Annotated in this window: 20 protein-coding genes and 1 tRNA gene; 15 read left to right on the top strand and 6 right to left on the bottom strand. The window is 50.3% G+C overall.

The genetic code is table 11. The features are described 5' to 3' along the window. Nucleotides 1–73 precede the first annotated feature (73 nt). The 8 genes from dnaX (at nucleotide 74) to QP938_06865 (ending at nucleotide 6,267) form a co-directional block, all read left to right on the top strand. Complete coding sequence (gene dnaX, locus QP938_06900) at nucleotides 74–2,107, top strand: DNA polymerase III subunit gamma/tau (protein ID WIO73045.1); 2,034 nt, start codon at nucleotides 74–76, stop codon at nucleotides 2,105–2,107. 9 nt (nucleotides 2,108–2,116) lie between these two features. Continuing rightward, a complete protein-coding gene (locus QP938_06895) occupies nucleotides 2,117–2,437 on the top strand; it encodes a YbaB/EbfC family nucleoid-associated protein (GenBank protein WIO73044.1) in 321 nt (106 codons plus the stop codon). Between the two features lie 56 nt (nucleotides 2,438–2,493). After that, nucleotides 2,494–3,087: a recombination mediator RecR gene (gene recR, locus QP938_06890; GenBank protein ID WIO73043.1), complete on the top strand. Its 594-nt coding sequence runs from the start codon at nucleotides 2,494–2,496 to the stop codon at nucleotides 3,085–3,087. Further along, nucleotides 3,087–4,244, top strand: coding sequence for a ribonuclease D (gene rnd, locus QP938_06885; GenBank protein WIO73042.1), 1,158 nt, complete (start codon nucleotides 3,087–3,089; stop codon nucleotides 4,242–4,244). The genes recR and rnd overlap by 1 nt, the downstream gene beginning before the upstream one ends. A 25-nt stretch (nucleotides 4,245–4,269) precedes the next feature. Next, nucleotides 4,270–4,560, top strand: coding sequence for a YcgL domain-containing protein (locus QP938_06880; GenBank protein WIO73041.1), 291 nt, complete (start codon nucleotides 4,270–4,272; stop codon nucleotides 4,558–4,560). Between the two features lie 44 nt (nucleotides 4,561–4,604). Next, nucleotides 4,605–5,006, top strand: a complete 402-nt coding sequence (locus QP938_06875) for a YcgN family cysteine cluster protein (protein ID WIO75634.1) — start codon at nucleotides 4,605–4,607, stop codon at nucleotides 5,004–5,006. After that, a complete protein-coding gene (locus QP938_06870) occupies nucleotides 5,007–5,396 on the top strand; it encodes a hypothetical protein (protein ID WIO73040.1) in 390 nt (129 codons plus the stop codon). A gap of 127 nt (nucleotides 5,397–5,523) precedes the next feature. Next, entirely contained in the window at nucleotides 5,524–6,267 is a 744-nt protein-coding gene (locus QP938_06865; GenBank protein WIO73039.1) for a ferredoxin--NADP reductase, read from the top strand. Nucleotides 6,268–6,288: 21 nt separating this feature from the next. Here QP938_06865 and QP938_06860 read toward each other — a convergent pair whose 3' ends face one another. From QP938_06860 to QP938_06840, 5 genes are all read right to left on the bottom strand, one after another. Continuing rightward, nucleotides 6,289–6,645: a hypothetical protein gene (locus tag QP938_06860; GenBank protein ID WIO73038.1), complete on the bottom strand. Its 357-nt coding sequence runs from the start codon at nucleotides 6,643–6,645 to the stop codon at nucleotides 6,289–6,291. Then, complete coding sequence (locus tag QP938_06855) at nucleotides 6,642–7,190, bottom strand: sigma-70 family RNA polymerase sigma factor (protein ID WIO73037.1); 549 nt, start codon at nucleotides 7,188–7,190, stop codon at nucleotides 6,642–6,644. Before QP938_06855 ends, QP938_06860 begins: the two co-directional genes overlap by 4 nt. Before the next feature lie 6 nt (nucleotides 7,191–7,196). After that, complete coding sequence (locus tag QP938_06850; protein ID WIO73036.1) at nucleotides 7,197–7,856, bottom strand: DUF6249 domain-containing protein; 660 nt, start codon at nucleotides 7,854–7,856, stop codon at nucleotides 7,197–7,199. Between the two features lie 18 nt (nucleotides 7,857–7,874). Beyond that, nucleotides 7,875–8,186, bottom strand: a complete 312-nt coding sequence (locus tag QP938_06845; GenBank protein ID WIO73035.1) for a hypothetical protein — start codon at nucleotides 8,184–8,186, stop codon at nucleotides 7,875–7,877. A gap of 141 nt (nucleotides 8,187–8,327) precedes the next feature. Further along, nucleotides 8,328–10,682, bottom strand: a complete 2,355-nt coding sequence (locus QP938_06840) for a Tex family protein (protein ID WIO73034.1) — start codon at nucleotides 10,680–10,682, stop codon at nucleotides 8,328–8,330. 142 nt (nucleotides 10,683–10,824) lie between these two features. On the opposite strand from QP938_06840, the gene QP938_06835 reads away from it, so the two are divergent. From QP938_06835 to fadA, 4 genes are read left to right on the top strand one after another with little or no spacing between them, the layout of a single operon-like run. Then, nucleotides 10,825–11,439, top strand: a complete 615-nt coding sequence (locus tag QP938_06835) for a nitroreductase family protein (protein ID WIO73033.1) — start codon at nucleotides 10,825–10,827, stop codon at nucleotides 11,437–11,439. Beyond that, a complete protein-coding gene (locus QP938_06830) occupies nucleotides 11,439–12,113 on the top strand; it encodes a class I SAM-dependent methyltransferase (GenBank protein WIO73032.1) in 675 nt (224 codons plus the stop codon). The genes QP938_06835 and QP938_06830 overlap by 1 nt, the downstream gene beginning before the upstream one ends. Nucleotides 12,114–12,165: 52 nt before the next feature. Further along, nucleotides 12,166–14,307, top strand: coding sequence for a fatty acid oxidation complex subunit alpha FadB (gene fadB, locus QP938_06825; GenBank protein ID WIO73031.1), 2,142 nt, complete (start codon nucleotides 12,166–12,168; stop codon nucleotides 14,305–14,307). Nucleotides 14,308–14,310: 3 nt separating this feature from the next. Next, the gene (fadA, locus tag QP938_06820; protein ID WIO73030.1) at nucleotides 14,311–15,489 is read left to right on the top strand and encodes an acetyl-CoA C-acyltransferase FadA; all 1,179 of its coding nucleotides are present in this window, start codon (nucleotides 14,311–14,313) and stop codon (nucleotides 15,487–15,489) included. Between the two features lie 83 nt (nucleotides 15,490–15,572). Here fadA and QP938_06815 read toward each other — a convergent pair whose 3' ends face one another. Next, nucleotides 15,573–15,905 carry a type VII secretion target gene (locus QP938_06815; GenBank protein ID WIO73029.1) on the bottom strand — a complete coding sequence of 111 codons (333 nt, stop codon included), beginning with the start codon at nucleotides 15,903–15,905 and terminating at the stop codon, nucleotides 15,573–15,575. A 167-nt stretch (nucleotides 15,906–16,072) separates the two neighbouring features. Between QP938_06815 and QP938_06810 the strand changes: the two genes are divergently transcribed. The 3 genes from QP938_06810 (at nucleotide 16,073) to tig (ending at nucleotide 19,068) form a co-directional block, all read left to right on the top strand. Further along, nucleotides 16,073–17,449: a hypothetical protein gene (locus tag QP938_06810; protein ID WIO73028.1), complete on the top strand. Its 1,377-nt coding sequence runs from the start codon at nucleotides 16,073–16,075 to the stop codon at nucleotides 17,447–17,449. Nucleotides 17,450–17,571: 122 nt separating this feature from the next. Then, a tRNA-Leu gene (locus QP938_06805) sits at nucleotides 17,572–17,656 on the top strand. Nucleotides 17,657–17,733: 77 nt separating this feature from the next. Next, nucleotides 17,734–19,068: a trigger factor gene (gene tig, locus QP938_06800; protein WIO73027.1), complete on the top strand. Its 1,335-nt coding sequence runs from the start codon at nucleotides 17,734–17,736 to the stop codon at nucleotides 19,066–19,068. Nucleotides 19,069–19,169 lie beyond the last annotated feature (101 nt).

The following is a 19,169-nucleotide window of genomic DNA, read 5'->3' as shown; positions in this document are numbered from 1 at the left end:
ATTCCACTGGCAAGTAATTCGCGAACTCTTATAATGAGTTCTTCATTTTTAAGCAGAATAAGTAGAGCAGCAGATGAGTTATCAGGTTCTTGCCCGCAAATGGCGTCCGCGCGTATTTCACGAAATGGCGGGGCAGGAGCATGTGCTGCAAGCACTGATAAACGCGTTGGATAACCAGCGTTTACACCACGCCTACCTGTTTACCGGAACCCGCGGAGTGGGTAAAACCACCATCGCTCGCATTCTGGCCAAATGCCTTAACTGTGAGCAAGGCATCAGCTCCAAGCCATGCGGAACCTGCGGCTCCTGTGTAGAGATTAACGAGGGTCGATTTGTCGACCTGATCGAAGTGGATGCGGCCTCAAGAACCAAGGTGGAAGATACTCGCGAGCTTTTGGAGAACGTACAATATGCGCCCACTCGCGGTCGCTACAAGGTGTACCTGATTGACGAGGTGCACATGCTGTCGACTCACTCCTTCAACGCTCTGCTGAAGACGCTGGAAGAACCACCTCCCCACGTTAAATTCCTGTTGGCGACAACCGATCCACAGAAGTTGCCGGTAACTATTCTGTCGCGTTGCCTGCAGTTTAATCTCAAGAATTTAAGCCCCGAGCGTATTACCGAGCACCTGAAGTTTGTACTGGGAGAAGAGGGCGTGCCGTTTGAAGAGTCCGGGCTCTGGTCTTTGGCTCGGTCTGCCGATGGCAGTATGCGTGATGCCCTCAGCCTTACCGATCAGGCCATTGCGCATGGCGCCGGAAAGGTGACCGAGGCAGAAGTCAATGCCATGCTCGGAACCATTGATCGAGGTTGGGTGTTGAGCCTCTGTCAGGCTATTGCTGCCGGTGATGGCTCACAGGCATTGGCTATCGTTGGCCAAATGGCTGAGCACGCACCGGACTACCATGCAGTAATGGGCGATATGCTCGGGCTCTGGCATCGTGTCGCTATTGCTCAAACCGTGCCGGATGCATTGGATAACCGTCATGGTGATTACCAGCAGGTGCTTTCGCTGGCCCAATCCATCAGTCGCGAAGATGTTCAGCTCTGTTACCAGATTGCGCTACTTTGCCGCCGTGATCTGCCTATGGCTCCCGACCCACGCAGTGGCTTTGAGATGGCTCTGTTGCGTCAACTGGCTTTCAAGCCGGGAACCAGTTCCATGCAGGCTCCCGCATTGGCGGAGGTACCCGCCGCAAAAAAGCCTGAACCTCTACCCGCCGAGCCACCACCGGCTCGGGTTGAACCGACATTGCTTGATAAAGAGTCATCAGCGAGTAGAGAGCCCTTAGCCGATAGAGAGCCCTTAGCCAATAAAGAGCCCTCAGCTGATAAAGAGCCTTTAGCGGATGAAAAGTCAGTAGCCAGAATAGCTCCTATAGCTGATAGTGCCTCTCAGACTAGTAGTAATACTGCCACTCAGCCGGCCGTGCCTGCTCCAGCTGTTGTTCAGCAGCCAGCGCCCCAACAAACGGTTGAGCCAAAACCTGAACCAAAGGTCACCTCTGGTGCAGCACAGGCACTGGCGGCAATAGACTCAGATAACGAGCTGTCAAACAACGCTCTCGCCGATTATGAGAGTTATTCTGATTATTCCGATTACAGCCACAGTGAGCCATCGACGTCGGAACCTGTGTCAAAACAGTCACTCCAAGAGCAGGTTGAAAGCCCGCAGGCCGAAAAGGATCCCTTATCTGCTGTTGATCAGCTACCGGAGGACGTCTCTGAAGATAGTTGGCTAGGTATCTTCTTTCGATTGAAGCTTGCAGGCGTCTTGGGGAATACCGCTGCAAACCTGGAGTTGTTATCGCAAGCCAGCGACAAATTTTCATTTCGTCTGGATGCCAGCCAGAGCTCTCTGTATGAGGAGAGCCAACAGCAGAAATTAGCGGGTGCCCTGAGCGAGTTACTGGGTCGCACTGTATCCGTAGAAATTGAAACAGGCGAGGTATCCAGTGAGACACCACGCCTTTACAACGAGCGCAAACGCGCAGCGCGGCAGCAGGCTGCCGTAGAATCCATGAATAAAGACCCGCTGGTAAACGATCTCTGCCAGAGGATGGGTGGGCAATTATTAGAAAATACCATTGAGCCGATTGAGTGAGGTGATTGAATGAAAGGCTTGAACGATTTAATGAAACAGGCGCAACAGATGCAAGAGCGCATGCAAAAGATGCAGGAAGAAGCGGCCAATGCAGAAGTTGAAGGCCAATCCGGTGCCGGAATGGTTAAAGTTGTGATGACCGGGCGCCACGATGTTCGCAAAGTGGAAATCGACCCGTCACTGCTTTCTGAAGATAAAGATATTCTTGAAGACTTACTGGCAGCAGCAGTGAATGATGCAGTTCGTAAAGTTGAGTCCGCAACTCAGGAAAGGATGGGTGAGCTTACCGCCGGCATGCAGATGCCGCCGGGTTTTAAAATGCCTTTCTGATGTAAAGTTATTTAATAGAAAGTACACATAACATATTGAATATTAAGGCTTGATTAGTGTTCGGACCGCTGCTTAATGAACTGATTGCTTCACTGCGTTGCCTGCCAGGGGTTGGCCCCAAGTCAGCTCAGCGGATGGCGCTGCACCTGTTGGAGCGCGATCGCCCAGGAGCCGAAAAGCTTTCCAGGGCAATTGGGGTAGCTTTAGAAGGTGTTGGGCACTGTAAACAATGCCGAACCCTCGCTGAGGCAGAGCTTTGTGAAGTATGTAGCAATCCTCGCAGGGATCCTGCCCAAGTCTGTGTACTGGAGACGCCTGCTGACCTGTTTGCCATAGAGCAGGCAGGCACGTACCGTGGCCGTTATTTTGTGCTTATGGGGCACCTCTCTCCCATTGATGGCATTGGTCCGGAAGAGCTGGGAATCAACCAGCTTGTCGAACAGCTGGGTTCCGGTGAGGTTGAGGAGCTGATTCTGGCCACCAATTTGACTGTTGAAGGTGAGGCGACCGCTCATTACATCAGTGAGCGGGCCAAGGAGATTGGCGTACCGGTCAGCCGCATTGCTCACGGGGTTCCGCTAGGGGGCGAGCTTGAATATGTTGATGGTGGTACGTTGGCACACGCTTTTGCTTCAAGAAAACAGCTCTGATGACAAACAATAACCCAAATCTCTCACTTGATGAGGCCGCTGTTGAGTGGGTCGATACAGATAAGCGCCTTTCACAGCTATGTGAAGAGTGGAGCAAACAGCCCTGTATCGCGGTAGATACAGAGTTTGTGCGCACAGATACTTTTTACCCGATTTTGGGGCTGATTCAGGTATCTGATGGTGAAACTTGCTGGTTGGTCGATCCCCTGGCAATTGAAGACATGCTGCCACTTGCCGAGTTGCTAGTTGATAACCGGGTGGTGAAAATCTTCCATGCCTGCTCGGAAGACCTTGAGGTGTTGCAGCACAGCATGGGTGTGATTCCAAAGCCAATCATCGATACACAGCTGGCGGCTGCCTTTGTCGGCTTTGGTTTCTCCAAGGGTTATGCCGCATTGGTGGGTGATGTGCTGGGTATTACCCTGGATAAGCATGAAACCCGATCGGACTGGCTGCAGCGACCCCTAACAGAGGCGCAACAGCGTTATGGTGCGGAAGATGTTTATTACCTCGTGCACGTTTACCACAAGCTGATTCAGCAACTGGAGCAGGGGAGTCGCCTGTCCTGGGTTGAAACCGATATGAAGGAGCTGGTTGCTAAAATTTCCACCACTGGCCCGGCCGATGAGTATTACCTGAAAATCAAAGGTGCCTGGCAGTTACGTCAGGATGAACTGGCGATTCTCAAGCAGCTGGCCTGCTGGCGCGAGCACTCCGCTCGCGAGCAAAATAAGCCCCGGAACCGTATCGTTTCTGATCGAATGATGCTTGAGGTTGCCAAGGCAAAACCGAAGTCATTACCTGGATTGCAGCGAGTGAAGGAAATGCATCCGCGAGTGGTTCGCCAATACGGCGATGACCTGCTTGAATTGGTAGAGCAAACCTTGAATGCTGATCACAGTGAATGGCCTTCCAGATTGCCCAAGCCCTTACCCAGGGAGAGCGGTGTTTGGCTTAAACAATTGAGAGCAGTGCAAGAGGGTGTGGCCAATGAAATTGGTGTCGCGCGAGAGATTCTTGCCCGTAAAAAGGATATTGAAGAGATAGTTCAATCCGCATACGACGGTCGCCCCAGAATGCCGGAGCATTGGCAAGGTACCTGGCGGGATGCTTTGCTAGGCCAGCCCATGCTGGCTGCGCTGCCAGATCTTTTATAGCGCCAGATCTTTTGTAGAGAAAGTCATGAAAGTATTTTGCACAATTTATAAGAGCTCAAAAGAAGAAGAGCTTTACCTGTATGTTGACAAAAAAGATCAGTTGACGAGGGTGCCAGAAGCTCTACTGGAAAAATTCGGTAAACCGGTGCTGGTGACCACCATGCTGCTTACGCCAGAGAAAAAACTGGCTCGAGCAGACGTAGGCAATGTGTTAAAAGCCATGGAAGAGAGAGGTTTTTACCTGCAGTTACCACCTGCAAAAGAAGACTACATGCAGGAAATTAATTTGCACAACCATAAATTGGCGGGCAAGTGAGCGATTCATCGCAGCCATTCTGGGAGCGCAAAACGCTAACAGAAATGTCCACACAAGAGTGGGAATCGCTTTGCGATGGCTGTGGTAAGTGCTGCCTGGTAAAGCTGGAAGACGTAGATGACGGCCAGGTTTACTACACAGATGTAGCTTGCCAGCAGCTGGATTTGCAAAGCTGTCGCTGTAAAGATTATCCCAATCGCCGTACACTGGTGCCGGAGTGTATTTGTCTGACGACAGACGATCTTGAGCAATTTCATTGGTTGCCATCCACTTGTGCTTATCGGTTGCTTTATGAAGGTAAGGCGCTGCCAGATTGGCACCCGTTGATTAGCGGTAATCCGGAATCAGTGCATCATGCAGGTGTTTCCGTTCAGGGGTGTGTCGTTTCTGAGCGGGATGTGGACGCGGATGATCTTGAAGAACATGTCATTCATTGGGTGAATTGAATGTATACGATGGAAAACTATTTCTGGGGCTTGGTTGGTTATGGTCTCGGTGGTGCTGTAGTCATGTGGTACCTGTTCTGGCTGGGACGTTTTGTTGCCTGGAAGTATCTTCGTCATGGGCTTTTACTGCTGATGGCTACGTTGATTTTCACTCCGGTAACTGTTTTAACAGATGGTGTGCATCTTGCGCCGGCGTTCACCATTCTGGTGTTTGAGGGGTTACTTGGCAGTGAGGGAAGTGATCCGGGCAGGGTGGTCACACCCTATATCTTCACATTTTGTGTATTCCTGGTTTTTTATATTGGCTGGCAATGGTTGCGGCATGTTTGGGTTGCCAAAAAACAGGTTGCTGACAAAAAAGAACCCATGATTGATAGTCAAGTGGAATGATGGGTAATCTGACCATTACTTAGCTGGCGATAATGCCTTTGCTCTGGTGGTCTGCAAAGTGTTATGTTGCTTACTACTGGTGATCACAACTGAATAATAATTAAAAAAGCTCAGGATGGGGTTTGATGTGGAAAGGTGGATAGAAGGCACAGTAGTAGAAAACAAGCGCTGGAATGAACGACTTTGCTCACTTCGGGTTAAGGCGGATGCACCTTCCTTTGAAGCCGGTCAATTCCTTCGTTTAGGACTGGAAGTTAACGGTGATTTTATAGCCAGGCCCTATTCACTGGTAAATCCGCCAAATTCCGACTTTTCCGAATTCTACTTTAATTGTGTTCCTGAAGGCCCGTTATCACCCAAATTACATTCCCTCGAGGCCGGAGATAAAGTCTGGTTATCGCAGATGGTCGCTGGATTTCTCACCTTGAGTGCCACTCCACAAGGTGAACGACTCTGGATGCTTGCAACTGGCACAGCACTTGGTCCTTTTTTATCCATATTGCAGGCAGGTGAAGTTTGGCACCGGTTTAAAACTGTAGTACTGGTGCACGGAGTTCGTTCTGTGGACGAATTAACCTATCTGGATTTAATAGATGATGTTAAGGCGGGGTACGGTGACCGGTTTATTCCTGTGGCATCGATTACTCGTGAAAAGGTAAATTGTGCCATTAGCGAACGAATTTCCGATGCCATTCACTCTGGATCATTGGAGCAAAAAACCGGGCTGACCCTCGAGAACGAACTGGATCGGATCATGATTTGTGGCAATCCGGGAATGGTTCAAGGTTGTCTGGAGGCGCTCGAAGAGAAGGGGTTCCGCAGGCATCGCAGGCGTGAGCCTGGACATATTGTTATGGAAATATACAAATAAGCCCCAGTGGCTCAAATAGCCCTAAATAATCTCTTTTTTATCTGCCCACAGAGCAGCAGCCATTATTGCAAATAACGCAGCTGCAGCGACCATCAGCGACAGCGACCCAAGGTGGAATGACAACAGGCTTGCCAGTGAGCTCTTAAAATCTGATACCGAGTTTGAGAATATTGTTGCTGCCAGTGCAGATCCTGTTGCTGTAAGAATCATGATCAGGGCATTTTTCTGCCACAGGCTAATACCTTTATTAATTTGCTTGTGAGCTATGGCTGCCATAACGCCACCACTGAAACCATCATCAGGCAAATGCTTCTCTTGCTCACGCGCTGTTGCGAAAAGGGCGTCGAGGGAATCTGGTTGCTGTGAATGATCTTTCATAATGCGTTTTCTCGGTTTTGCCACTCTGAGAGTAGCACTTTTAGCTTTTCCCGGCCACGAACAATATGGCTTTTAATGGTACCAAGGGGGGCTTCCAAGATATCGGAAACCTCCTGGTGGGTATATCCTCGATGGAGGTGCAGGTGTAGCGCCATCGCTTGTTCTGGTGGAAACGTTGCCAGAGCCCTGGCTATATCCTGTTGCAAGTCTGTAGATGAGAGGGATTGACCTTGATCCTCATCTTCACAGCCATCTTCCAGTGGCACCGTAATTTTTCGTGACCGGTAATATTGTGCAAACTGGCGGTAAGCGATCTTGTAAAGCCAGGTGAAGAACTGCGCTTCTCCCTTAAAGCTATTCAAGTGGACATATGCCTGAATAAATGTCTCTTGGGCCAAGTCGTCAGCCAGGGCTTCATCCCAGCCTGTAAGCTGCCTCATGCTATTACGCAGCTTTGACTGGTAGCGGTTGACCAGCGTCGCATAGGCGCGCTGGTCATTCCGTTTCAGTACCCTGGCTATCAGGGCTCCATCGTCCTGATGCATGTTTGCTTATTCAGTCTGGCCGGATTTTTTTTCAAGCTTCCAGACCAGCAGAAGTGCAACTCCGATAAACAATGGTATCAATCCCAGTGCAGCCGCTTCTGTGGAGCCTATCAGGCCAAAGCACAATGCAAGCCCAACACCAACACCTACCATTACCAGTCCTTTATGGAGGTTACTTTTTTGTCCACCGGATTGCTGTAAACCTTTCAAGACTTCTGCTGGAATATCCTTACCCTGCTCAATGTAGGCATTGATAGTCTGGTGTGTAAGTCTGCGCTTCTTGTAAGAGCTGTATAGAGCGATAGCGACGATAATTATCGGGCCGCCAAATATCAGCAGGATGGCAAACAGCCCAACCAGATTGCCCATAAAGGAGTCTTCACTGTCGAGATCAATGGTGATGTTATCGATCTCCTTGATGGCTTCTTTGGCAGTCATCAACGCTTCTTTCAGTTCCTTGCGCTCTTCTTCCGTGAGCTCTTCGTCCTTATCAAAACGTTTGATAAGGACTTCCAGTGCCTTAGAAACTTCCTGCTCCTTGTCTGGCGACTCAATCTCCAGCTTTTGTTCAGTAGTCTCAGGTTGTTCCTGAAAGTCTACAGGTGACTCCGCCCAGGTAGCCTGAGTGAAGAAAACGACGAACAGAGATGTTGCTAACCATTTCATAAAATTGCCTCGTATCAATTATTTGCTGGCGACAGCGGGTTTTTCTTTGGTTTTAATATCCACTTCGACAACAGGCGGCTTTGTTATCCTAGACGACTTTTTAGCCTGATCCCTCAATTTCACAACTGGTTCACTTGAGGACAAGACCTTGTCGGCTTCCTGTTTCTGTTTCTGCTCGATATTGGTGAGCATTTTTTCGAAGTTTGCATCCAGCTTTTCTTGCAGCGATTGCTGAAGATCCTTTTCGGGGGATTCCGCAAGTGCTACCCCGGAAATTGCTAACAATGACGCGATAAGAAAAGTTACTGGTTTTTTATTGAGACTGAACATAATTGCCACCTCGTCGGTGATTCCCAATTCATGTTCTTAGATGCAGGCAGACACCCATTTGGATGCATGGGCAGAAAAAATTTTAAATAAACGGGAAGGGAAGGGGGGGGGCCACCCAGTAAATATGGGTGGCCAGAAGGGTTACAGGCGACCGCCTTTGTTCTTTTTGGCTTGGGCAAAAAGCGCTGCCATACCGCCATTGCTTGCTGGCGCCTGGCTGCGCATGGCTTTTTGGGCGCCGCGTCCTTTGTTGCCAGCAGGTGCGCTACCACGTTTTGCATCGCTACCCGGCTCATCATTCAGGCGCATACTTAAGCCAATTCGTTTGCGTGGAATATCTACTTCCATCACTTTGACTTTTACGATGTCACCGGTTTTGACTACCTTGCGCGGGTCATCCACAAAGGTATCTGATAGGGCGGAGATGTGGACCAGTCCATCCTGGTGGACGCCGATGTCCACGAATGCACCAAAATTAGCCACGTTAGTGACACTGCCTTCCAGAATCATGCCGGGCTTGAGGTCTTTGAGAGTCTCAACACCTTCCTTAAACACGGCGGCTTTGAACTCTGGGCGTGGGTCACGACCCGGCTTGTCCAGCTCTTTGATGATGTCAGTGATAGTCGGAATGCCGAATTTCTCATCGGTGTAATCTTGCGGCTTCAGCTGACGCAGGGTGCCGCTGTCGCCGATCAGTGATTTGATCTCTTTACCTTGCTTGGTGGCGATACGCTCAACCACCTCGTAAGTTTCCGGGTGAACGGCGGAGGCATCCAGCGGGTTGTCGCCGTTGGCAATGCGCAGGAAGCCCGCTGCCTGCTCAAAGGTTTTGTCACCCAGGCGCGGAACCTTTTTCAGGTCCTTACGATTTTTGAACACGCCGTTGGCGTCGCGATAGGCAACGATGTTGTCGGCGATGGTCTGGTTGAGGCCGGATACTCGACGCAGAAGGGCCGCGGAGGCTGTATTCACTTCTACACCAACGGCGTTTACACAATCCTCAACCACGGCATCGAGGCTCTGTGCCAGCTGGGTTTGGCTCACGTCGTGCTGGTATTGGCCAACACCAATGGATTTTGGTTCGATTTTTACCAGCTCTGCCAGTGGATCCTGTAGACGGCGGCCAATGGATACTGCACCGCGAATGGTTACATCCAGATCCGGGAATTCGCGGGCTGCAAACTCTGATGCAGAGTAAACAGAAGCGCCTGCTTCACTGACCATGATTTTTTGCAGTTTCAGCTCCGGGTGGAGTTTGATCAGGTCGCCAGCCAGCTTGTCGGTCTCGCGTGAGGCCGTACCGTTACCGATGGCAATCAGCTCGGTGCCGTGCTTTTTCGCCAGCAAAGCCAGCACGCTGATGGATTGATCCCATTGGTTTTTCGGTGCATGCGGGTAAATTGCGCCGTGATCGACCAGCTTGCCGGTACCATCGATTACCGCAACTTTTACACCAGTGCGCAGACCCGGGTCGAGGGCGATGGTTGGCTTGAGGCCAGCGGGAGCAGCTAGCAGCAGATCCTTAAGGTTTTCAGCAAATACCTTGATGGCCTCGGTCTCTGCGATCTGGCGAAGGTCTCCAAGCAGGTCAGTTTCAATGTGTGAGTGCAGTTTCACACGCCAGGTCCAGCGCACCACCTCAGCCAGCCACGCATCGGCGGCACGGCCCTGGTCTTCGATACCAAAGTGGCGGGCAATACGCACTTCACACTGGTGTTTGCTGCTTGGAGTGGCATCTTCCGGTTGTGGAAGATCCACCTTGATGTGAAGAAAACCTTCCCGGCGACCACGGAACATGGCCAGAGCCCGGTGAGAGGGGACTTTATTGAAGGCTTCGCTGTGTTCAAAGTAGTCGCTGAACTTGGCGCCTTCCTGCTCTTTGCCTGGAGCAACAGAGCTCACCAGCAGGGCATTGTCGTGAAGTTGGGCACGCAGCTGGCCGAGCAGTTCGGCATCTTCGCTGAAGCGCTCCATCAGAATGAATTTGGCGCCGTCCAGTGCCGCCTTGGCGTCATTGATGTTGTGCTCGGCATTGAAAAACTCGGTGGCTTTCTCTTCCGGGCTCAAAGTAGGGTCGCTGAACAGGGCGTCTGCCAGTGGTTCCAGTCCGGCTTCAATTGCTATCTGGCCTTTGGTGCGGCGCTTGGGCTTGTAGGGCAGGTAGAGGTCTTCCAGTCGGGTTTTGGTGTCGGCTGCGATAATGCTGGCTTTCAACTCCGGCGTGAGTTTGCCTTGTTCATCAATGCTTTTCAGGATGGTGTCGCGACGTTCTTCCAACTCTCTCAAATAGCCTAAACGCTCCTGTAACGTCCGCAATTGGCTGTCATCCAGCCCGCCGGTGACTTCCTTCCGGTAGCGGGAGATGAAAGGCACTGTTGCACCTTCGTCGAGTAGTTCAACGGCGGCATTCACCTGTTTGACGTTTACTGTAAGCTCATCAGCAATGGTTTGTGCGATGGCGGCGAAGAGATGAGTAGAGTTGGCTTGTGAAGACATAATTCCTGATTAGTTGTTGTCGAATTGAGGAGAGGGATTATCGACCAAACAACCCTCCTGAGACAGTCTTGTATTTGACACGGAACTGTGGTTTTGTGAATCCACACACCATTTGGAGTCGCAAGAAGCAAGGAGAAATAGTATGCGGGACGCCAATACTGAGTTTGCCATTCATTCCTTGATTAAACAGCGATACAGCCCTTATCAATTCAGCCCTGAGCGGCTGGTGGCCGATGCTGATCTGGCTGCTATGCTTGAAGCAGCCCGGTGGGCAGCATCTTCATTCAATGCCCAACCCTGGCGCTACATCATTGCAAAGCGTGAGGATAAGGAAGATTTTGAGCAAATCCTGGGCTGTCTGACTGAAAAAAACAGGATTTGGGCGCAGCATGCCGGGGTGCTTGCCTTGGGATTTTCGCAGTTGAATTTTGAATACAACGGCAAGCCAAATCGTGTAGCAATACATGACCTTGGAGCCGCCTCGGCCCAGCTCACTCTTGAAGCAGAAAATCGCGGACTGAAAGTTCACCAGATGGCAGGGATTCTGCAGGATGTGATTCGGGAAAAGTTTCAGGTTCCGGACGATTTTGAGCCGGTAACTGCTATTGCAGTTGGCTATGCTGAAGAGAATCCGGAACTCCCCGATGATGTTCGACAAAAGGACAGCAAAACTCGGGAACGAAAATCAGTTAGTGATTTCGTCTTTGCAAATGCCTGGGGGCAGCCAGCAGACCTTGAGCCGGGCGGTGGTGCTTGATGGGTTGCCCACTTTGTGGGGAGCGAGAAATCTCCCATTACCTGACTGACAAAATTCGCAGTTACCACCAGTGTTCTCAATGCGAACTGGTTTTTGTGGAAAGCAGTGAGCATGTAACTGTCGAAGAAGAGCGTGGCTATTATGAGCTGCATGAAAATGACCCGACGGATGATGGGTACAGAAAATTTCTGAGCCGGATTGCGAGCCCATTACTTCAGCGGCTTGCCCCTTGTTCTTCGGGGCTGGATTTTGGCTGTGGCCCAGGGCCGACTCTTTCACAAATGCTTATCGAAAAAGGCCACAGAGTCAGTTTGTACGACCTGTTTTTTTACCCGGACAAATCTACGCTTGAAAGCCAATATGATTTTGTAACGGCCACTGAGGTAGTCGAACATCTTGCCAGGCCGGGTAGTGAATTGGACAGATTGTGGTCCATGGTGAAAGGGGGCGGTTGGCTTGCACTGATGACGAAGCTGGTAATTGATCGAGAAGCTTTTTCCCGCTGGCACTATAAAAATGACCCGACTCACATCAGTTTTTTCAGCGAGCCTACCTTTCGTTGGTTGGCCAATAAATGGTCAGTCGAACCGGAATTCATTGGCCGCGATGTGATACTGTTCAGAAAACCCGAACTCGAGGGTCACACAGACCCATCGCAAATTGTAATTGACTGAGTATGATAATCAGCGTATCCCCAAATACGCTAGAAAAAGGATGTAGGTCTCTATGTTTGAAAGCGAAAAGTTAGCGGTATTGGAACGTGAGGAAGGTATTGTTGAATTGCGATTTGATGCTCGCAATGATTCGGTAAACAAATTTGACAGACAGACCATCAATGAGCTGGCTGATGCGCTGAAAGTGCTTAAAAGTTCTGACAATATCAAGGGGTTGTTGGTAACCAGTGGCAAGCCGGTTTTTATTGTAGGCGCCGACATCATGGAGCTATCCACCCTGGATGAGAAGGGGTTGACGGAGGTTTCAAAACTCAACAACGCCAATTTCTGTAATCTTGAAGATTTGCCTTTCCCGACCGTCGTCGCAATCAATGGCTTTGCTCTTGGTGGTGGTTTTGAGCTTTGTATGTCCTGTGATTTTCGGGTTATGAGTGATGCTGCTCAAGTGGGCTTGCCGGAAACAAAACTGGGTATTATTCCTGGTTGGGGAGGCACAGTTCGTCTGCCGCGATTAATTGGTTTTGACAACGCCGTTGAGTGGATTGCTGCCGGGCAACATAAACGACCGGCAGATGCTATCAAGGACGGGGCTGTTGATGCAGTAGTAGCTGCCGATCATCTGGAGCAGCAGGCTCTGGTGATGCTTAAGCAGGCTATTAATGGTGATCTGGAAATAAAAGAACGCCGTGCACGAAAACTTTCCCGCCTGCAATTAAATGCTATTGAGTTGCAGATGGCAGCGACCACCTGCCGAGCTATGGTAGCCAGCAAAGCCGGTAAAAATTATCCGGCACCAGTTGCCGCCGTAGATGTAATGGCAAAGGCTGCATCTCTGGATCGTGATGGAGCGTTAGTGGAGGAATCACTTGCGTTCGGTGCAATTGGGTCGACTCCCCAGTGCAAGGCTATGATCGGCCTGTTTCTCAGCGATCAGTACCTTAATAAGGTCGCAAAGAAGTACAGTAAGGCGGCCAAACAAAAAATTGAGCGTGCTGCGGTTCTCGGTGCCGGGATTATGGGTGGCGGCATTGCCTACCAGCACGCACTGAAGGGCTACCCGATACTGATGAAAGATATTGCCCAGCCTGCCTTGGATATGGGTATGGCTGAGGCTAACAAATTATTCAACAAGCGTGTGGAAAAGGGTCGTCTGACACCCCTCAAGGCAGGTGAGGCACTGACTCGAATTACGCCCACGCTGAACTCGAGTGGTCTCGATAATGTTGATTTGGTGATTGAAGCTGTCGTCGAAAATCCTGCTGTAAAAGCTTCCGTTCTCAAGGAGACTGAAACCTTGATCAGGGAAGATGCGATTCTTGCTTCCAATACCTCGACTATCTCTATTAGTTCGCTGGCTGATAATTTGCAGCGCCCAGATAAATTCTGCGGTATGCACTTTTTCAATCCGGTCCATGCTATGCCGCTGGTTGAGGTTATTCGCGGCGAGAAAACTTCCGATGAAACTGTGTCTGCCGTTGTTGCCCATGCACTTTCCCTGGGTAAAAAGCCGGTTGTTGTTAAGGATTGTCCGGGTTTCCTCATCAACCGTGTACTGTTTCCTGCGGTCATTGGACTCGATCACTTGCTGAAATCCGGTGGCGATTTTCAGCAGATTGATAAGGTGCTCGAAAAGTGGGGCTGGCCAATGGGACCAGCGTATTTAATGGATGTGGTCGGCATTGATACAGCTGTGCATGCTTTGAAAGTTATGGCTTCAGGGTTCCCTGAGCGCATGTCTGGTACAGGCAGTGATTCGCCGCTGCTGAAACTTTTCGAAGCCAAACGCTATGGCCAGAAAAACGGTGTTGGTTTTTATCAATACGAAGCTGACAAGCGAGGCAAACCGCAAAAACTGGTGGATGAGTCGGTTTACACGCTATTGGGCACAGAAATTAAACCCCTGGACGAACAGCAAATTATCGCCAGCTTTATGGTGCCGATGTGTACCGAGATGGCACGCTGCCTGGAAGAGGGTATAGTCAGTTCAGCTGCAGAAGCGGATATGGCGATGATCTACGGCGTCGGCTTCCCTCCATTCAGGGGTGGCATTTTCCGCTGGCTGGATGAAATCGGTCTGGATGCATTTATTGCAATGGCGGAGCCATTAAAAGATCTTGGCGAACTGTATCACGCCACGGAAACCATGAAGTCGATGGCAGCAAATGGCGAAAATTACTACACAAAGGGAGCCTGACTTATGAAGTTGAACCCGCGCGATGTAGTCATTGTTGATTATGGTCGAACCGCAATGGGACGCTCCAAAAATGGCTGTTTCCGTCATATACGTGCCGATGATATGTCTGCTCAATTGGTTAAGCAATTGTTGGCGCGAAATCCTGCCATTGACCCGGAAACCATCGATGACCTGATCTGGGGCTGCGTTATGCAGACCCGTGAGCAGGCCTTCAATATAGGCAGAATGGTAGCGTTGCGAGCCGGGTTGCCGCATAGCGTAACCGGCATGACGGTGAATCGACTTTGCGGCTCCTCAATGTCTGCACTGCAAACAGCGGCAGCAAACATCATGGCAGGTCTTGGCGATTTCTACCTGGTTGGTGGGGTAGAGCACCTGGGGCATATCCCCATGGATCACGACCTGGATCTAAACCCTGCCCTGAGCCTGACCATTGCCAAAGCGTCCAACATGATGGGTATTACTGCAGAGTTACTGGGTCGTCTGCACGGCATCAGCCGGGAGCAGCAGGATCAATTCGCTGTTCGCTCCCACCAGCGCGCCGCCTTGGCAACTGAAAAAGGATGGTTTGAGAGGGAGCTGATTGCCATTGAGGGTCACAATGCCGAGGGTGGTTTGGCGCTGATTAAACAGGATGAAACCATTCGGCCGGAAACTTCCCCGGAAGGGCTGGCTGAGCTAAAACCGGTTTTCGATCCCGTTCATGGCACAATCACAGCAGGAACTTCTTCCCAGCTTTCTGATGGCGCATCCGCCATGCTGGTGATGTCTGCCGAACGAGCTGAGGAGCTGGGAGTACAGCCCATTGCAAAAATCGTATCGATGGCAACAGCAGGGGTCGACCCGTCAATTATGGGTTATGGGCCGGTCCCATCGACTGAAAAAGCGCTAAAAAAAGCAGGCTTGAAAATAGGTGACATTGACCACCTTGAGCTTAACGAAGCATTCGCTGCACAAGCCCTGCCTGTTTTAAAGGATCTTAATATTCTTAAGGATATGGATAAAAAGGTGAACTGCTTTGGTGGGGCTATTGCACTGGGCCACCCATTTGGCTGTTCTGGCACACGTATTACCGGAACTTTACTTAGCGTCATGCAGCAAAATCAGGGAACACTGGGGGTTGCTACAATGTGTATTGGTCTGGGGCAGGGAATTACAACAGTTTTGGAACGAATTAATTAATTAATTCCTGAGCAGGTTACACATTAAAAAAGGCTGCAAATGCAGCCTTTTTTGTATTGCTTCTTTCTCAGCTCTACTGAAAATTAGCCGCCGAGCTTTTCATTGAGCTTGTCAGTTGCATCGTCCATTGCATCTTCAGCTTCTTCTTCAATTTCTTCGGCAGTATCCTTAACTTCGTTAGCCACTCCTTCAGCGGCCTCTTCTACTGCCTCTACGGCTTCTTCAGCTACGTCTTTGGCTTCATCCATGGTTTCATCCATGGCTTCTTTCATGTCGCCAGTCGCATCGCTCATTTGTGTGGCTGCGCCATCCATTGACTCTTCAGCGGAATTCACCTGATCGCTGGTTTCGTCTTTGTTGCAACCTGCCATCAGTGCCATTGTCATCATCAATACGAGTGAAAGTAGGGTCTTCATCATGCCTCTCCGGGTTTTTATTAGATTCAATAAATCACCCGCCAGGTTGGCGGGCTGCTCTAAGATTAAGCAACGTGAACTTATTTGCAAGTCCTTCAATCCATTATCATTCGAAGATCTGATAGACTCTCCACACCAAAAGTCGATTAGATCACTGGAGTGCCCGCTTGCGTTTGCTTCAATCTGGCTCCTGTCCGGAATTAGCCTTAAACCAGCAGCTGACCAAATTTGAGGGCAATAACACTATTGCCGATGTGTTTGGCGTGCATTTTTCTTATGAACAGTATTACTTGCCCGGTTCACCGCTGATTGAGTTGGTTGCTGTTTACAGTTTGACTCGAGTAAGCGGTGAAATAGTGGTATCCGCTCTTGTAACAGACTTTTCCGACTCGCGCGCTCGCGATCTCGAAGTGAGTGATTCAGCCAGTCAGCTTTCCGATCTGTGGGGCGTTCCACTCCTTCCTTTAGCTTCCCCTGTGCTCCTGCAGCCTGTTGCCATTGAAAAGCCCTGGGGGCAGGAAATATGGTTCACTGGAATTGAGGAGCGTGGCTTATCACGAGTTTGTGATGGCGATAAATCCTCACCTCTTTCCTGGTGGCTGGCAGTTGCCCCGAAAAGGTTGGCTGAGGGTGCAGAACGAAAAATCAACCTGCTAAAAATACTCGATCCGCTTCCAGAGGAGGTGTTTGGCGACCTTTACTACGAACTGCATGAAGAAAAGCAGGAGGTCTATGTGGTAACCCACGTAGACAAGAAAGCCTGGCCGGCAGGGAAAGGGGCTATCCGTTTTGGGTTTGACTCCAAGCGACTGGAGCAAGCTGAGTCCCATGAGCGGTTCAGAACCGAGTATACCGAGGCGGTTCTACAGTACAGAGAAGTTCGCGAGGAAATTGATGCAGCTCTGGATGAATGCAGGCGAAAAGAGGGAGTCGAGCTGAATGCACCAATATCGGCAGAAAGGCTAAAGGGGTGGCTGAATTCAATACCTGAGCAATTACAAAGCAAGGAGAAGTTCCTGCGAGATTCAATGAACAGCTTTACAGCGCTGCTTCCATTGTCTGTGGGTGATGTTGTTAGGGTGCCAACTTTAACACCACATGCTTTACAGCACGGCGTTCGCACGGTCGAGTTCCAGACTCCAGTGTATGAGCGAATGATTCTGTCATTTGCCCAAAAAGTACTGACTCAAGACCACTGGGATACGCATGAGGCCGTTCAAAAGATGTCGCTGCATGCCCCTGAGCAGCCTCCCCTTAAGGTGCTGGAGCGGTCAGATCAGCATACACTGGAGCAGGTGGTGGAGTTTGATGATTTCATTGTGCGCAGACTAACCTTGCATCCTGACGCTGAGTGGGAGCTGGAAAAGGGGTGGGGCTATGGCCTTATCATGTCGGTAAGTGGTACCCCGGTGGTGTCGGGTAAGGACCTTCCAGCTGAACAGGCGCTTTACATCCCGGCCAACAGTGGCTCGGTGGCAATTTCTGCCACCTCGAAGCAGCAAGCGGTGCTGTTACTGGCTGAGCCAGTCCAGCCAGCTGTATAAACATTGGCAAGGCCAGTCTAAGCAATTGTATAAATAGGTTTTAAACTGGCTGTTGCTCACAGCGATGTGCTGTGGCAAAATCTGCCACCTTTTTTCGGGGACGATATCCCACGAAAAGACACGCGGAAGTGGTGAAATTGGTAGACACGCCAGATTTAGGTTCTGGTGCCGCAAGGTGTGCGAGTTCGAGTCTCGCCTTCCGCACCAATCATATAAAGTATCCCGTTGGGGTGTTTGGGTCCGGCCAGGTTCGGACTGATTTACTAGGTTAAACGAGGAACAACATGCAGGTTTCCATTGAGTCGACCTCCGGTTTGGAACGCCGCCTGAAGGTAGAAGTACCCGCCGAACGTATTGATGAAGCAGTAAACGCTCGCCTTCAGAAAGAAGCCAAGACCATCAAGATTAACGGTTTCCGCAAGGGCAAGGTTCCTTTTAAAGTTGTTAAACAGCGCTACGGCAAGTACGTTCGCCAGGAAGTAATGGGTGAAGTTGTCAGCCAGTCTTTTTATGAAGCTGTTTCCCAGGAAAAACTGCGCCCAGCCGGCCAGCCTTCTTTTGAGCCGCTGAAAGGCGAAGAGGGCGAAAACCTTGAGTATGTAGCAACTTTCGAGGTTTACCCGGAAATTTCTATTGGCGACCTGAGCAAGATCGAAGTGGCCAAGCCGGTTGCTGAGGTAACCGACGAAGACATCGACAAAATGATTACTGTTCTGCGTGAGCAGCAATCCAAGTGGGAAGCCGTAGAGCGTGCTGCCGAAAGTGGCGATCAGGTAAATATCGATTTTACCGGCACTAAAGATGGTGAAGAATTCCAGGGCGGCAAGTCCGAAGGCTTCAACATTGTTATCGGCTCAAACCAAATGATCCCTGGGTTTGAAGATGCACTGGTTGGCATGTCTGCCGGTGAGGAAAAAACCGTTCCGTTGACCTTCCCGGAAGACTATCACGCGGAAGAGCTGAAAGGTGCTGCGGTTGAGTTTGCTATTAAAGTAAACGGTGTTTCCAAGCGTGAACTGGCCGACCTGAACGATGACTTCTTTGCTGCATACGGTGTTTCTGAAGGCGGCGAAGAGAAGTTCCGCGAAGAAGTTCGCAGCAACATGGAGCGTGAGCTCAAGAATGCCATCAAGAACAAGCTGAAAACCCGTGTAATGGACCAGTTGTTCGAAATGCATGAGGTTGAACTGCCTAAATCTCTGGTTTCTGGTGAAATCAAAGCTCTCAAGCAGCAGATGTTCCAGCAGTATGGTGGTCAGGCGCAAAACTTTGATCCGTCAATCCTCCCGGACGATATGTTTACTGCACAAGCTGAACGTCGCGTGGCCCTGGGCCTGCTGGTTGCCGAGATCGTTAAGGCTGAAGAAGTTAAGGTTGACGCTGACCGCGTTCGCGCCCAAATCGAAGAGATTGCCTCTACCTACGAACAACCTGAGCAGGTTGTTGAGTACTACTACAGCCAGCGTCAATTGCTGGATGGCATTCAGTCAGCAATTCTCGAAGAGCAGGTTGTTGAGAGAATGCTCGAAAAAGCTACAGTGACAGAGGCTAAGGTTTCCTACGAGGACGCCATCAAGCCGGATGCTCCAAAGGCTCAGGAAGAACAGTCGGAAGACTGATTTTTCTTCAGTTGGATCAAAGGCGAGTCGGCCAAAACCGACTCGCCTTTTTATTTGGCTTGTTGAATCTGCTGTGTCATTCCCTTTACAAAGTAACCCAG

This window comes from Porticoccaceae bacterium LTM1 (assembly GCA_030252795.1).
Taxonomy (GTDB): Bacteria; Pseudomonadota; Gammaproteobacteria; order Pseudomonadales; family Porticoccaceae; genus SCSIO-12696.
Note: the sequence above shows the minus strand (reverse complement) of the source record. Positions and strands in the feature narration are given on the sequence as shown.

Bases quoted from the DNA above. Each gene is read 5' to 3' on its own strand.
- QP938_06895 (WIO73044.1), top strand. From the start codon at position 2,117: ATGAAAGGCTTGAACGATTTAATGAAACAGGCGCAACAGATGCAAGAG.
- QP938_06850 (WIO73036.1), bottom strand. From the start codon at position 7,856: ATGAAATGGTTAGCAACATCTCTGTTCGTCGTTTTCTTCACTCAGGCT.
- QP938_06855 (WIO73037.1), bottom strand. From the start codon at position 7,190: ATGCATCAGGACGATGGAGCCCTGATAGCCAGGGTACTGAAACGGAAT.
- QP938_06870 (WIO73040.1), top strand. From the start codon at position 5,007: ATGTATACGATGGAAAACTATTTCTGGGGCTTGGTTGGTTATGGTCTC.
- fadA (WIO73030.1), top strand. From the start codon at position 14,311: ATGAAGTTGAACCCGCGCGATGTAGTCATTGTTGATTATGGTCGAACC.
- tig (WIO73027.1), top strand. From the start codon at position 17,734: ATGCAGGTTTCCATTGAGTCGACCTCCGGTTTGGAACGCCGCCTGAAG.
- fadB (WIO73031.1), top strand. From the start codon at position 12,166: ATGTTTGAAAGCGAAAAGTTAGCGGTATTGGAACGTGAGGAAGGTATT.
- QP938_06835 (WIO73033.1), top strand. From the start codon at position 10,825: ATGCGGGACGCCAATACTGAGTTTGCCATTCATTCCTTGATTAAACAG.
- QP938_06880 (WIO73041.1), top strand. From the start codon at position 4,270: ATGAAAGTATTTTGCACAATTTATAAGAGCTCAAAAGAAGAAGAGCTT.
- QP938_06875 (WIO75634.1), top strand. From the start codon at position 4,605: ATGTCCACACAAGAGTGGGAATCGCTTTGCGATGGCTGTGGTAAGTGC.
- dnaX (WIO73045.1), top strand. From the start codon at position 74: ATGAGTTATCAGGTTCTTGCCCGCAAATGGCGTCCGCGCGTATTTCAC.
- QP938_06860 (WIO73038.1), bottom strand. From the start codon at position 6,645: ATGAAAGATCATTCACAGCAACCAGATTCCCTCGACGCCCTTTTCGCA.
- QP938_06815 (WIO73029.1), bottom strand. From the start codon at position 15,905: ATGAAGACCCTACTTTCACTCGTATTGATGATGACAATGGCACTGATG.
- rnd (WIO73042.1), top strand. From the start codon at position 3,087: ATGACAAACAATAACCCAAATCTCTCACTTGATGAGGCCGCTGTTGAG.
- QP938_06845 (WIO73035.1), bottom strand. From the start codon at position 8,186: ATGTTCAGTCTCAATAAAAAACCAGTAACTTTTCTTATCGCGTCATTG.
- QP938_06840 (WIO73034.1), bottom strand. From the start codon at position 10,682: ATGTCTTCACAAGCCAACTCTACTCATCTCTTCGCCGCCATCGCACAA.
- QP938_06830 (WIO73032.1), top strand. From the start codon at position 11,439: ATGGGTTGCCCACTTTGTGGGGAGCGAGAAATCTCCCATTACCTGACT.